Here is a 14,329-nt window from a genome sequence, read left to right on the forward strand (position 1 = left end):
TATTTGATGTATTAATTATACTATTTTCCGCAATGCCAGAGAACACATCGCTAAGCCAAAAGCTCCCGTTACTCCTACGAAGCTTCCCTTTTCTTTGATACACGGAAGTTCAGTAGAGCAGATACAGCTGAAATCCCCTTTGAACTTTCGCTTGCGCAGTTCATTGCGGATTTTTGACGCAAACGGGTCCCCTTCGGTTTTCCAGATGGAGCGCACTTCGATTTTGGTCGGATCAAGCCTCTTGGCAGAACCGACGGAAGATATAAGCTTGGGATAACATTTTTGGATGAGCGCAAGTTTGGCACGCATATCGTCAATCGCATCAAGAACCAAATCATACGGTTCAAAATCGAATTCCTCGACCCATTCGGGGGTGATTTTATCGCTGATCGCAATCACTTCGGGATAGTGGATTTTGAGCGCTTCCACCTTGAGCTCTCCCTCATGTTCTTCGGAGTGCATCTGGCGGTTTTGGTTGGAGAGATCATAACGGTCAAAATCGATAATCGTGATATCGTGAACACCGCTGCGATAGAGACAATCGAGACAAAAACTCCCTACTCCTCCGACACCGAGGAGGAGAATTTTCGCACTTCGGAGTTTTTCAAATGCCTCGTCACCGAAAACAAGCTTGGTACGAACGTGTCTCAAAGCCACTCTCGCAACGCTTGCATCGATTTATAGGCACTCATATCGAGCTTGATCGGAGTGAGTGAGACTTTCCCTGCTTCGATTGCTTCGAAATCGCACAATGCCTTGCGGTTATCGCGCGGTTTGTATTCCAACGGATGCAATCCAAGCCAATAATACTCCATACCGCGAGGGTTACGGTGCAGATGGGCATCGTTCGCATAGAACCGGTGTCCCGCATAGGTCACTTCAAATTCAAGTTCTTCTACCTCATGGGGGATATTGACGTTTAGAAATTCGCGCTCATTCAAAGGGAAACTTCCATTCAAAACTTTGTCGGCAAGGTGACGAATCGCCCGCTTTGCCAAGGTAAAATCACCGATAGGCTGAGTAAAATCCATCACCTGAGAGATAGCGATAGCGGGGACACCGTGCAATACCGCTTCCATCGCCGCTGCCGCCGTCCCTGAGTAGGTGATGTCTTCACCCATGTTGGAACCTTTGTTGATCCCGCTAATGAGCAAGTCAGGCTTAGAATCCTCAAACATCGAATGTAGTGCCAAATAGACACAATCGCTCGGCGTCCCGTCATCGAGTTTATAAAAATCGTCTCCGACACTGATAAAACTGAGCGGTCGCGTCAATGTCAACGAGTGTCCGCACGCCGATTTTTCAGTTGATGGGGCAACAACGGTAATTTGTCCCAACCCTTCTAATGCTTCTACGAGTGCTAACAAACCGGCTGATTCGTATCCATCATCGTTTGTAATCAAAATTTTTTTCATCTATTTCCTTTTGGACTTGACTGGTACACAAATAAAACAGTTAATATTGTCACGTCGCTCATACGCCAAAACATAATTATGTGCTTTCAAAATCGCATCGACTATGTAAAGTCCCAATCCAAAACTGTCTTTTGTCGGATGTTCTTTGGTGAAAGGTTCAATATAAAAGTTCAAAGGTTTTTTAAGAGGTTCGCCCTCATTGGCAAAAATAATCTCTTCCCCTTCCATCCATATTTTCATCTTTTTTTCGGGAGAATATTTGATCGCATTATCGATCAAATTTTTAACTGCCGTCACAAATAACCGATAATCAACCTCGATTTTGACCGACGTATCGATCGAATGCTCGATCGCATCGTATTCCACCATAGCCATATCGATCGCACCGTCAATAATATCGACAAGACGGTACTCTTTTTTCTCAAGATACTGATTGCCGGAGGTGATCTCTTCGATGAGAGCGAATTCGCCGATCAGCGATTCAAGCCGCTCAAAAATCCCCTCAAAGCGCCCCCGCTGCTTTTCATCGCTGAGCATGGTCGTGACAATCCGCCCTTTAGCGATCGGAGTTTTGAGCTCGTGCATAATATTACGCAAAAAGAGGGTGCGAGATTCGATCAACGAGCGGATTTTATTTTGGGTCGATTCGAGTTCGTTGGCGATCAAAGCGATCTCATCATTGCCGTCAATACCGAAACGTACCCCCATGTCCCCTTCGCCGAAACAGGCAATTTGTTTACGCAGTCTGCGAAGCGGATGAAGCCGATAAATAATCAACGCAAAGGCGATACTCAAGATGCCGATGAGCGTTGCATATGCAGACAACAAATTCACCGGATGATAGGGAGCGAGATTGCGGTCCAATAACAAAATCGTGCGACGAGAAGATTCCACCCAAAAATAGATATGATCTTGATATTCGATCATTGACGTAATAATCTGCTGCGGCGAATGCATCTCAAACGACGCTTCCGGAAGGGAGTACTGAGAGACTGCTTCTTCGGCGCTTGCATCACTTTTGAGTACTTTCCCTTGACGTATTACCTTGGTATACGCACCTTCTTGATTAATCTCTTCCAAATCGTAAAAAGCCAAATTGGCTTCAAACACAGGTTGTGAAATTTGTTTGTTGATGTAGGAGTGATAAATCTGACTGATCAGCGCGTGCTTGGCAAAAATACTGTCAATATGCTTGGTACGGTTATTCTCATAGAGCTGATAAAACGTGAAGCTCACACTCGCGACCGAAACCGCAAATGCAAACATGACCGTTGCTAATACTGCGTTATTTTTTACCATTATTTTAGGAGTTTATAGCCGATACCGCGAATTGACTCAATGAGAGATTTATCTCCGAGTTTATTACGGATTCGCCCCATCATCACATCGATGCTTTTATTTGAGGAATCTTCATTGATCGCGGAGACGTTATGGATGAGATCCTCTCGCGAAACCACCATCCCCTGTTTTTTAATCATGTGCGCCAAGATACCGTATTCGGCATTGGTGAGTTCCAACGGACGGTTTTTGTAGCTGATTTGCATCGCGGATTCGTTGAGTTTAAAATCGCATGCGCTCTCAGATGCGGCAATCGAAGCGGCATCGTATCGGCGTAGAACCGAATGGATGCGAGAAACCAGTTCGCGCGGATCATACGGTTTTGGGAGATAATCATCGGCACCGAGTTCGAGAGCGTTGATCTTGTCAGTCACGTCCGAACGGGCTGATGAGATAATAATCGGGATATTCTGACGCGCGCGAATCGCTTCACACACTTCCAAACCGTCCATTCCCGGTAGCGTCAGATCCAAAATGACCGCATCAAACTGCTCAAGTTTGAGGATACTGAGCGCTTTGAACGGATCGTCTTCCGTCGTCACTTTGAATTCGTACTGTTCCAAAAACTCGGTGAGGATCTCGGCAAGCTCGAGATCATCTTCAATCATTAATATTTTATTCATGCCGTTATTGTAACGCACAGAGGGTTAATGATTTCCTAACCTATCCACAATACCGCATGATACGCTAGAAACGCCAATGTATATGCCACAATCGAAGTAAAGACGAACAAATATCCGAAGTATTTGATTCCGCCCGCTTCTCGGGTAAAAACAACCGAAGCAGCCAAGCACGGCAGATAGGTCATGATGACAACCACAAACGCCACTGCAGAGGCAAACGGTATCTGAGAGCTAATGGTAGCGATCAGTGAATGATCTTCCTCTGTCGCATCACTTCCGAGTGAGTACAATACCCCCATTGTCGAAACAACAACCTCTTTGGCTGCCAATCCCGTCTGCAACGCTACCGCCATTTTCCAGTCAAAGCCCAACGGTGCGAAAACCGGTTCGATCGCATGACCGATATGTCCTAAAAAGCTCTGCTCCAACTGCGCTTCTGCCAATTGATTTTTAAGCGATTTTTTAGCATCTTCCGATGCTGCGGCTTCGATCTTCGTTCCATAGAGTTTGTCTAAAGACGCATCTTTTGGATAGGTGCTGAGAAACCATACCAGCAACGATGCGGCAGCGATAAATGTCCCCGCTTTTTTGAGGTACATCATTGTCTTGGTCACTACCGTGTGCCAAATTAATTTGACGGAAGGGAGACGGTATTTTGGCATCTCCATGACAAACGGCTCATCAGAACCTTTAAATGCCGTCATTTTCAACACTTTTGCCGCTACCAAACCGATCATTGCACCGAGGATATAGATTCCAAACAGCACATTTCCCGCCATCTCGGGACCGAAAAATGCCCCGGTAAAAAGAACATAGACCGGAAGACGTGCCCCGCAGCTCATAAATCCTATGACAAACAATGTCAAAAGACGGTCGCGGTCATTTTTCAAAATACGTGCCGACATGTAGGCAGGGATAGAGCATCCGAACCCGGTTACCAGCGGAATGAACGACTGTCCGTGAAGCCCGAATTTATGGAAAAACCCATCCAATAAAAACGCGACGCGCGACATATACCCCGTCGATTCAAGCAACGCGATACCGACGAACAAAATCACAATGTTCGGAACAAAAAGGACAACCGCACCGACCCCGCTGATTACCCCGTCTACGACCAAAGAGCGTATCTCTTCATTACTAATCGTTGAACCAACCAACGCACCGAACCATCCGAAAAAGGTATCGATCCAATCCATCGGAATCGAACCGATCTCAAAAGTGAGCTGAAATAATCCCCACATTAAAAACAAGAAAATAGGAATTCCTGCAATCGGATGGATCAGAACGCTATCGATTTTTTCGGTCGTTGTTTTCGCGTGAAGCATTTTCGGCTTCACTTTCACCGCTTCGGCGATGATCCCCCGATTGTAGGAGAGGTACTCTTCGGCCAAGGCCTCTTTCATATCATCGGTATCGTGATGGAGCAAAACATGACGATCCGCTTCGATCAACATCGGCTGCAATTCGGTCCAAATCGGGTTATCATGCAATACTCGATACGTTTTTTTCTCTTTCTGAAGCAAATTGATGGCGATGTTACGATTAGAGATCGAAGCTTTGAATTTATGGCGATCCAAATATTCGCTGATCAGCTTGATCTCCTCCTCGAGTGCTTCACTAAACACCAATTTTTGTTCTTGGAACGGTGTCTCATATACATTTATCACGGAGCGCATCAATTCATCCAACCCAGTTTTTGCCGCTGCAGAAACCCGAATACACGGGATCCCCAAGAGTTGCGATAGATAGGGAGCATTAATCTCGATCCCCTCTTTGTCCGCTTCATCGGACATATTGAGTGCGATCACCATTTTTTTGCTCATCGTCATCAATTCTGCACTCAATTGGAGGTTTTTCTCCATATTCGTTGAATCGACGACATTGATGATCAAATCATACTCTTCATGACACAAATAATCGTGTGTCACCCGCTCTTCGATCGAATAATCGGTAAAAGCATATGTTCCGGGCAAATCGACGACACTAAATTCGTATCCGCCGTATTCAAACGTCACGACGGTTTTTTCAACCGTTACCCCCGTGAAATTTCCGACATGCAGCCGCGCATTGCCGATCGAGTTGATCAACATACTTTTTCCGACGTTCGGCTGTCCGACAAGGGCTACGGTTATTTTTTTGTTAGCGGACATCACACACCTCGATTAGCTCTGCTTCTTCACGGCGAAGAGCAATATTAACACTCCCGATTTTTATCTCAAACGTACTTTTAGTAAGACCGCATTCGAGGATGACAATCTCAGCACCTTTCATCAATCCAAACGAAATAAGCCTTTGTTTTAACGCGCCAGTAGCATTGATCTTTGCAACCGTTGCATGCTCTCCCTTGGTGCATGCACTTAAAAGCGTCATCGTTTTCATAGTAATCCTTAGAAGTTATAGCTCAAACGAACCAAAAAGCGGTCATATCCACCATCGTATGGGATGTTGCTTCCATCCGGTGACGTATTCGCGATATTTTTATTTTTATCATCAATCATGGCATAGCTCATTTTGGCGGTGAGTGCTTCATTGATAGCGTAGGCTGCAATCAGATCGGTCTCTCGAACCTTAATATCCATCGGTGCACTTTTAAAATTTCCGTACCGTACGCTCAAAGTAGCCCCTTCAATTCCTGCATCCGCCATATCAATCGATGCGTTTAATTGATATGCTCGTGCATCCTCCATACCATTAATCGTCATCTCTTCCATGGATGTGTAATACGGCCCTCCCCCAAATCCGATAGAGACCGCTTTTCCACTGTCATTGGTTGCTTTGTTGTATGCAGCACCGAAAGTTACCATTCCAATACTGAGATTTACATTTGTTCCATACACATTGCCATCAATATTGCTTGCATAGAGTTCGTTAAAACGGCCATATTGTCCTGAGAACTCGACTCCCATTCCCTCATTGATAGCCAAAGAGTAGGTCGCATCTCCGTAAAAAACATTTGTCATGTTGTCAATTTCGTAATACCATCTTGCAATGCCAGATTTTCAATACTCTCATTAGTCACACCAAAAAGCGATGATCCATTACTGTTTCCCCTGTTGAGTCTTTTAAATTCAGATATGTCATCACCAGAATCATAACCGGCCCAACGTTTGATGCAACCGCCGATCAATGTCGTTTTATCAATTCCGCTGTAAGTCGCGATGGCCGCTTCGAATGTATTGGGATGCATACGGATGTCATCCGTATTGGCTAAAGGGGTGTCGATCAACTGCCGCCCGATACGTAAACTGAAATCATTTCCACTGTAATCGATATACGCTTCACCGACATATACATACGATTTTGCATTATTGGACAAAACGTCCATATTTGCATTATCGCCATCCCCCGTTGCAAATCCGATTTTTTGACTAATATAAGAACCGATTCCTACTTTCAACCCGTTCCAATCGCCACTTTCGTATTTGAAAATACCACCCAATGATGTCGTATAAGTATCGGTATCGACCGCATTGTCTTGATCCACATATGCCGCACGAAGTTGTCCGCTCACTTTTCCACTCTTGAATGCATCGTCAATACCGCTTGCACTCAATACGACAACTGCAGCCATGCTCAGAACTATTACTTTTTTCATTGTTTTCCCTCTTTACATGTTACAGAATGATATTCATTATCAACTTATACTATTCTTAATAATGATAACCCTTTTCAATTATGTCATTTTTTCTGCTTTAGCTATAATTTCAAACCAAATAATACACCAATAGGACTTTTATGCAATTTCTCTGGCGTTCTACCAGTCACTTCAACCTTGCTAATCTCATTACGATGGCCAATATCACCTGCGGTCTTTTAGCTACTTACAGTATTACTCAAAATCATTTTGTTATCGCTGCGGCACTAGCGTGGGCAGGGGGAGCATTCGATATTTTTGACGGAAAAGTTGCTCGTAAATACAATCTCTCTAACGAATTCGGCGTTCAGCTCGACTCCTTCGCCGATTTCTTGAGCTTCGTCCTCGTACCAACCTTTTTTATTTTCCAAGGGGTCTACTCACAGCTTTCAGGGGTATTATTGATCGTCGCATCAATGATTTCGATCTATTACGTCATCAGCGGGCTTCGCCGTCTGATTCAGTTCAACATCAACACCGATGCGGGAGAAGTAGCGAAGTTTTTTACAGGGGTACCGACACCCCTTGGAGCGATATTCTTGTGGATCGTGTGGCTCGGATCAGCTTATATCGGAGTTTATGCCGTGATGATTTTGATGGTTGTCATCGGTGCATTGTTGAATTCAAAGGTGAAAATTCCGCACTTATAACAGTGTTTCGTCCTCGTCTGCTTCCGTGAGGGATGAGGGCAACATCTTCTTCGGCTTCAATCCCAATTTTCGCATCGACTCGACACGGCGAATCAAATTCCCTTTTCCGGTGGAGAGTTTGTTCATCGCCCCCTCATAACTTTTCTGCGTCCGTCCGATTTGTTCGCCGATTTTTTCCATATCTTCGACAAACGCCACCAGTTTCTCATACAACGCTTCGGCCGATTCAGCAATCGCTTTGGCATTGCGTTCTTGGTACTCGCTTCGCCAAATATGCTCGATGGTGCGAAGAGTCACGAGAAGTGTGGAAGGAGAGACGACGACAATGTTTTGCTCGTATGCTGTTTTAAAGAAAGTATTATCCTGCTCCAGTGCGAGGAGAAATGCCCCCTCGATCGGCATAAAAAGGAGGACAAAATCGAGCGTTCGAATTCCGCTGAGCTGTTCGTAGCGTTTATTACTGAGCCCTTTGATATGAGAGTGAATGGAGAAGAGGTGTTGTTTGAGGGCGTGAGAACGCTCCTCTTCATTTTCGGCACGGATAAATGCATCGTACGCAACGAGAGAAACTTTGGAATCGATAATGATGTCTTTGTTCTGCGGCAGATGAACGATAACATCGGGACGGAATTTTTTTCCCTCCTCATCACTCAGAGTGCTTTGGATCTCATACTCATGCCCCTCTCGCAATCCTGATTCTTCGAGGATACGCTCTAGGACGATTTCCCCCCAGCTCCCCTGGGTTTTGTTCTCCCCCTTCAGGGCTTGGGTGAGATTAATCGCATCTTGGCTGAGCCGTTCATTGAGGGTTTTGAGACGGAGGATTTCATCCTTGATGCTTTGGCGCTCTTTAGCATCGTGGATAAACTGCTCTTTGCTCTGGGTCGCGAACTGCGCAATCTGTTCACGAAACGGTTTGAGGAGCAAATCAAGCCCTTTGGTATGCGCTTCATCAAACGTTTTTGCTTTTTGCTCGAAAATCTGTGCCGCCAGTTGTTCAAACTGCACTTTCATCTGCCCTTTGGCTTCGTCTAAAAGGCGAATTTTCTCTTCGAAACTTCGTGAGGACTCCTCGTGGCGGGTATGGAGTACCGCGTAATCGCGTTCCAACGCGTGATACTCTTTTTCAGTGGTATCAAGCTGAGTTTGAAGTCTTGCTTTGAGGGTTTGCTCCTGCGCATAGAGCTCTTGGAGTTGAAGTGCGCGCGTTTCGAGGAGCGCGTAGTGTTGGCGGGATTGGTTCCACATCCATCCGAGTGTTCCGGCGGCGGCAAAGGCTATTATGGTCGTTATTTCGTATATCATGGAAGAGATTATAGCCCATTGCGGCTAAGAGGTTAAAAAGATGTCATTTTGTAAGATACGGCATGAAGATATCTCCCAATACTCCCTGCCCCTGCCACAGTGGCAAAAAATACAAACAGTGCTGCCAACCCTACCACAAAGGGATACTCCCTTTCAACGCGATGTTACTGATGCGTTCACGCTACAGTGCCTACGTTCTGGAAATGGCTGAATACATTATGAAAACCACCCACCCTGCCAATCCCGACTTTTCCCCGAATAGCGCGGAATGGAAAGAGAGTATCCTCTCTTTTTGCCGTTCTACCCATTTTAGCGGTTTAAAAATCCTCGAATTTACGGGCGGAGAGAATGAAGCGTTCGTCACGTTCGAAGCAAAGCTGGGAGAGTATACGATGAAAGAGAAAAGCCGTTTCGTCAAAGAAGACGGAAAATGGCTTTATGAAAGTGGTGATTTTGGTGAAGAATCGTAAGGGTTAAAACGGATTTCCGTTGATCACCAAACGAAACCCCGTTTCGTTCGATGCATAATCGGGACGGGAATATCCGCGAAACGAACTGCGAAGGCACATATAACCCGTCTTATAACTTCCTCCGCGCCGAACCTTAAACGACTCGGCTTCCGCCCCGCCGATGCGAGGGCTTCCATCGGTGGGTGCGCCGTTGTAGTTAGCAAAGAAATCATCCTCGCACCACTCCCATACGTTTCCGAGCAAATCATAAATCCCGAGCCGATTGGGCTGCTTCGATCCCACAGCAGCCGTACGGGAATTTGCGGTGTATTCGTAGATAGCGAAATCGTCCAACTGCGCTTCGGAGTCTCCGAAAGTAAATCGGGTATTCCCCCCCGCTTTGGCGACATATTCCCATTGCGCTTCGGTAGGGAGCGCATAAAAGCGCGTTTTTCCCTCATAACGGTTAATCAATTCCACGTAGGCTTTGGCATCAAACCAGCTCACTTGCTCTACCGGATGGCGACGGGAATTCTCTTCTTCTACTTTGTCATTTTTAAAAAAAGAGGGATTAACACGGGTCAATTTAAAATACTGCTCCTGCGTCACAGGGTATTTCGAAATCCAAAACCCCTCCAGCTTAACAGGATGTTCAGGGGACTCAACCTCTCCCCCTTCGTTATACTGGGGATTACGCCCCATCATAAACTCTCCGGCATCGATATACAAAAACTCCATACCGATCGAATTGGTAAAATCTCTGGGAGTTTCTACCGTCTCCGCCGATTCAGCAGCTTTGTTTTTCTTTTTTAAAAAATCGAACAAGATGAACCTTTTGAAATATGTTTATTTATCTCTGGACAATGATATAGCAAAAATCGTTCACACTTTAGAAACACCTCTTTTCTTGACAAGGCACTTCGCTATAGTTTATAATGTCGTCATAAAATAATGACCTGTCAATGACATCTCACCTAAAACTCGCCGATAAAATCCACACTCTATAGTAAGGCATTCACCGCATGAGCGAAAACTCAAAAACTCCCCGCAATAACTCGAAAAATCGTACCCATATCCCCGTTGACGGATTCACGATTGAAGCCCTCCGTACCAAAAAGCTCGAAGATCTCCTCGAGATTGCTGCGTCACTCAATATCGAAGACCCCAACGAACTCAAACGTCAAGATCTGATTTTTGAAATTCTCAAAACACAAGTCCAGCAAGGGGGATTTATCCTCTTTACCGGTATTTTGGAGATCATGCAAGACGGTTACGGCTTCCTCCGAGCCGTCGATCAGAGCTTCAGCGACTCGATGCACGACGCATACGTATCCAGCACCCAAATCCGCCGTTTTGCTCTCCGTAACGGGGATATCGTCACGGGACAGGTGCGCGCACCAAAAGATCAAGAGCGCTACTACGCCCTCCTCAAAGTCGAAGCGATCAACTACCTCCCTCCTGAAGAGTCCAAAAAACGTCCTCTCTTCGAAAACCTCACACCGCTTTATGCGTTAGAGCAAATCAAACTCGAGTACCAACCGACCAAACTTACCGGTCGTATGATGGATCTTTTCGCTCCGATCGGTAAAGGGCAGCGCGGTCTCATCGTCGCACCGCCCCGATCGGGTAAAACGGAACTGATGAAAGAGATCGCGCATGGTATCACCAACAACCATCCCGAGATCGAGCTGATGGTTCTCCTTGTAGATGAGCGCCCTGAAGAGGTTACCGATATGGAGCGCTCTGTTAAAGGAGAAGTCTACAGCTCCACGTTTGACGAACCGGCAAAAAATCACGTCAAAGTGGCCGAAATGGTCATCGAGCGGGCAAAACGCCGTGTCGAGCTGGGCAAAGACATTGTCATCCTCCTCGACTCGATCACCCGTCTAGCACGTGCGTACAACACCGTCACCCCAAGTTCGGGAAAAGTTCTCTCAGGTGGGGTCGATGCGAACGCATTGCACAAACCGAAACGCTTTTTCGGTGCGGCGCGTAACATCGAAAACGGAGGCAGTTTGACGATTATCGCAACCGCTCTCGTCGAGACGGGTAGCCGTATGGACGAAGTCATTTTCGAAGAGTTCAAAGGAACCGGAAACTCCGAGATCGTCCTCAGCCGTAAAATCTCCGATCGCCGTATCTTCCCTGCGATCGATATTCTCAAATCGGGAACCCGTAAAGAGGAGCTTCTCATCGGCCCTGAAATCTTGCAAAAAGTATTTGTCCTTCGTTCAATGCTTCACAAACAAGAGGATGAAGTCGAAGCACTCCGCTTCCTCTACAACACGATGCTCAAATCAAAATCGAATATCGAATTTCTTGAGAGCATGAACGCGGATTCCAAATAATGGCAACACCAAAATGAGCAAAACCCATTTTAGTGGCCGGACGAATGTCCTCTGCACCCCCCCTGAAGCTACCGGCACAAGTGCCGGAGAAATTTAACCACCAATGACTATCGGCGTATTCGATTCGGGACTGGGAGGTCTCACAATCGTCGCCACTATGCGCTCACTCCTGCGAGGAGCACAGATCATCTACATCGCCGATACGGCAAATGCCCCTTACGGCGAAAAAACCAAAGACCAAATTTTAGACTATTCGATCCGCATCACCGACTATCTGGTTGAACACCACCGCATCGATGCCCTCGTTGTCGCGTGCAATACCGCCACCTCTGCGGCGATTACCGAACTTCGGGAAAAATATCCGAACCTTATCATCGTCGGAACCGAACCGGGGCTCAAACCGGCTATCTCCCACTCCGTGACGAAAAAAGTAGGCGTCTTAGCCACCCCTGCAACGCTGGAGGGGGAAAAATACAAAGCTCTCGTCGCCATGCTGAGCAACCACTACCATGTAGAGGTCTTTGAGCAGCCCTGCCCCGGTCTCGTCCAGCAAATCGAAGCAGGAAAAACCGATACGCAAGAGACCCTCTCTATGCTGGAGGGATGGCTCTCACCGATGCGTTCCGCCAACGTCGACACGATTGTTTTGGGATGCACCCACTATCCTTTAGTCAAAGAGAGCATTGCAAAAGTGATGGGACACCCGATCATCTTTGTCGACAGCGCCGAAGGGGTCACAAAAAGGCTCCTCTTTCTACTGGAGCAAAAAGGACATATCAACCGAGGCTCCATTTCACTCGAAATATTGGCTACGGGAAATATTCAATCTGAGATGATTGAGAGAATCTTAGGCGAAAAATTTAGCGTAACCATGTTAAACTCTATCTAATACATTTCAAGGAAATTCTGTGAGCACATCCGAAGTACTGGCACTCAAATATCGTCCTCGACGTTTCGAAGAGCTGATCGGACAAGAGAGTATCTCCCAAACCCTCTCTCTCGCATTGGATTCCAAGCGTCTCTCTCATGCCTACCTCTTCTCAGGTCTTCGCGGATCGGGGAAAACCTCAACCGCCCGTATTTTTGCCAAATCGCTCATTTGTGAAAACGGTCCTACCTCCGCCCCTTGCGATGTGTGCAGCCACTGTGTCATGGCAAACGAAGGGCGTCATATCGACATCATCGAGATGGATGCCGCATCGAGCCGCAAGATCGACGATATCCGCGATCTGATCGAACATACTAAATACCGCCCTGCGAGCGCCAATGTCAAAATCTTCATCATCGACGAAGTCCATATGCTCACCAAAGAGGCGCACAATGCACTGCTCAAAACCCTCGAAGAGCCGCCGGAATACGTCAAGTTCATCCTCGCGACGACCGATCCGCTCAAACTCCCTCCGACGATTTTGAGCCGTACCCAGCACTTTCGTTTCAAACGGATCAGTCATCCCAACATCGTCCACCATCTGAGCCATATCCTCCATTTGGAGAATATCGAGTATCAAGCCGAAGCGCTCGATATTTTGGCACGCAGCGGGTCTGGAAGTCTACGCGACACCCTCACCCTCCTCGATCAGGCGATCATCTATTCCAAAGGGTTCGTCGATGTCAAAACCGTTGCCGATATGTTGGGGCTTCTCGATCCCGATTATATCAGCCGTCTTTTTGACGCCGTTTTTGCCAAAGACCGTTCAATGCTTACGGTAATGCTCCAAGAACTCGAGTCGTATGAATCGGAGATGGTGATCGATGAGCTGATCGCCTATCTCAAAGAGCGGCTTTATGAGGGGGATCACCGGTTCAGCCCATTGGTTATTGAGCGTTTTTTCCGTATCCTCAGCGATGCGAAAACCCTTTTTGCGATCAATGCCGACGGCGGGTTTGTGGTGAGTCTTGCGCTGTTTAAAATGATCGAAGCGCTCAAGATCAAAGAGATCGACGAGATGATCGAGTCGCTCGAATCCCGCGTCACTCTTCATTCATCAACACCAACGCCTCCTACAAGCGTATCGGCAAATGAGGCTCCGACCATCCACGTCACCCCTGCCGCTCCTGCGACCAAATCTCCTTACGAGCAGTTGTGCGTCCTGATCAGCGACCGCAGTGCCGAACTGGGGGCGTGTTTTAGAAACAATGTCACTTTTATTTCCTACGAAAACGATACCCTCACGTGGGAGAGCTGTGCCGAGGGGGACGACAAAGAGCTGCTCAAAAACAGTTTCGGCATCATCCGCCAGTTCGTTCGGGACGTTTACGGGGTTACAACCCAGATCAAATCCAACGGATGCACAAAAACACCCAAAGAGGAACCTGCACCGAGTGTTTCAGAAGAGCCCTTTAGCGCTTCGGAATCCTCAGAACCCACTCTCGATGAGCCTCTTGCCGAGATCGTGCCCGATTCGATGATTGAAGAGGCGGAAATCGGTATCGGAAGCTGTGTCAGCCAATGCGATGAGAGCAGTGTCAAAGAGTTCGACGGAAGCGATATTCTAAAAGAGCCGATGATTGAAAAAGCGGCGACGCTTTTCGAAGCGACTAAAATCACCGTGCAGTCGAAAGTTTAG

The 14,329-nt window shown here is 46.9% G+C and carries 15 protein-coding genes; 5 read left to right on the forward strand and 10 right to left on the reverse strand.

Annotated features, from left to right (window positions below; genetic code table 11):
- Window positions 1–15: 15 nt before the first annotated feature.
- Genes JHC35_RS00495 through JHC35_RS00530 form a run of 8 tightly spaced genes read right to left on the reverse strand, consistent with a single transcriptional unit; the run spans window position 16 to window position 6,971 of the window.
- Window positions 16–651, reverse strand: a complete 636-nt coding sequence (locus tag JHC35_RS00495; protein ID WP_295041472.1) for a tRNA threonylcarbamoyladenosine dehydratase — start codon at window positions 649–651, stop codon at window positions 16–18.
- Entirely contained in the window at window positions 648–1,415 is a 768-nt protein-coding gene (gene surE, locus JHC35_RS00500; RefSeq protein ID WP_295041384.1) for a 5'/3'-nucleotidase SurE, read from the reverse strand. The genes JHC35_RS00495 and surE overlap by 4 nt, the downstream gene beginning before the upstream one ends.
- Window positions 1,416–2,714, reverse strand: coding sequence for an ArsS family sensor histidine kinase (locus tag JHC35_RS00505; protein WP_295041386.1), 1,299 nt, complete (start codon window positions 2,712–2,714; stop codon window positions 1,416–1,418).
- Window positions 2,714–3,376, reverse strand: coding sequence for a response regulator transcription factor (locus JHC35_RS00510; RefSeq protein ID WP_295041388.1), 663 nt, complete (start codon window positions 3,374–3,376; stop codon window positions 2,714–2,716). The genes JHC35_RS00505 and JHC35_RS00510 overlap by 1 nt, the downstream gene beginning before the upstream one ends.
- Window positions 3,377–3,411: 35 nt before the next feature.
- The gene (gene feoB, locus JHC35_RS00515) at window positions 3,412–5,526 is read right to left on the reverse strand and encodes a ferrous iron transport protein B (protein WP_295041390.1); all 2,115 of its coding nucleotides are present in this window, start codon (window positions 5,524–5,526) and stop codon (window positions 3,412–3,414) included.
- Window positions 5,516–5,755 (reverse strand): FeoA family protein, encoded by a 240-nt coding sequence (locus tag JHC35_RS00520; RefSeq protein WP_295041392.1) that lies wholly within the window; start codon window positions 5,753–5,755, stop codon window positions 5,516–5,518. The genes feoB and JHC35_RS00520 overlap by 11 nt, the downstream gene beginning before the upstream one ends.
- A gap of 8 nt (window positions 5,756–5,763) precedes the next feature.
- Window positions 5,764–6,336, reverse strand: coding sequence for a porin (locus JHC35_RS00525; protein ID WP_295041394.1), 573 nt, complete (start codon window positions 6,334–6,336; stop codon window positions 5,764–5,766).
- The gene (locus JHC35_RS00530) at window positions 6,333–6,971 is read right to left on the reverse strand and encodes an OprD family outer membrane porin (protein WP_295041396.1); all 639 of its coding nucleotides are present in this window, start codon (window positions 6,969–6,971) and stop codon (window positions 6,333–6,335) included. Before JHC35_RS00530 ends, JHC35_RS00525 begins: the two co-directional genes overlap by 4 nt.
- A 140-nt stretch (window positions 6,972–7,111) precedes the next feature.
- On the opposite strand from JHC35_RS00530, the gene JHC35_RS00535 reads away from it, so the two are divergent.
- Window positions 7,112–7,660, forward strand: coding sequence for a CDP-alcohol phosphatidyltransferase family protein (locus tag JHC35_RS00535; RefSeq protein ID WP_295041398.1), 549 nt, complete (start codon window positions 7,112–7,114; stop codon window positions 7,658–7,660).
- On the opposite strand, the gene rmuC is transcribed toward JHC35_RS00535, so the two are convergent.
- Window positions 7,655–8,965, reverse strand: a complete 1,311-nt coding sequence (gene rmuC / locus JHC35_RS00540; protein WP_295041400.1) for a DNA recombination protein RmuC — start codon at window positions 8,963–8,965, stop codon at window positions 7,655–7,657. The two genes, JHC35_RS00535 and rmuC, sit on opposite strands and share 6 nt — an antisense overlap.
- Before the next feature lie 62 nt (window positions 8,966–9,027).
- Between rmuC and JHC35_RS00545 the strand changes: the two genes are divergently transcribed.
- Window positions 9,028–9,435 (forward strand): YchJ family metal-binding protein, encoded by a 408-nt coding sequence (locus JHC35_RS00545; RefSeq protein ID WP_295041403.1) that lies wholly within the window; start codon window positions 9,028–9,030, stop codon window positions 9,433–9,435.
- A gap of 3 nt (window positions 9,436–9,438) precedes the next feature.
- Here the strand turns inward: JHC35_RS00545 and JHC35_RS00550 are convergent, their stop codons facing one another.
- Window positions 9,439–10,239: a formylglycine-generating enzyme family protein gene (locus JHC35_RS00550; RefSeq protein ID WP_295041405.1), complete on the reverse strand. Its 801-nt coding sequence runs from the start codon at window positions 10,237–10,239 to the stop codon at window positions 9,439–9,441.
- Window positions 10,240–10,436: 197 nt separating this feature from the next.
- Here JHC35_RS00550 and rho point away from each other — a divergent pair, with 197 nt between their 5' ends.
- The 3 genes from rho to JHC35_RS00565 all read left to right on the forward strand — a co-directional run bounded on the left by rho (window position 10,437) and on the right by JHC35_RS00565 (window position 14,329).
- On the forward strand, window positions 10,437–11,762 hold the full coding sequence (gene rho / locus JHC35_RS00555) for a transcription termination factor Rho (RefSeq protein ID WP_295041407.1): 1,326 nt from the start codon (window positions 10,437–10,439) through the stop codon (window positions 11,760–11,762).
- A gap of 103 nt (window positions 11,763–11,865) precedes the next feature.
- A complete protein-coding gene (gene murI / locus JHC35_RS00560) occupies window positions 11,866–12,651 on the forward strand; it encodes a glutamate racemase (RefSeq protein WP_295041409.1) in 786 nt (261 codons plus the stop codon).
- A 19-nt stretch (window positions 12,652–12,670) separates the two neighbouring features.
- Window positions 12,671–14,329 carry a DNA polymerase III subunit gamma/tau gene (locus tag JHC35_RS00565; RefSeq protein WP_295041411.1) on the forward strand — a complete coding sequence of 553 codons (1,659 nt, stop codon included), beginning with the start codon at window positions 12,671–12,673 and terminating at the stop codon, window positions 14,327–14,329.

Origin of the sequence: Sulfuricurvum sp. (assembly GCF_022759005.1) — a bacterium.
Taxonomy (GTDB): Bacteria; Campylobacterota; Campylobacteria; order Campylobacterales; family Sulfurimonadaceae; genus Sulfuricurvum.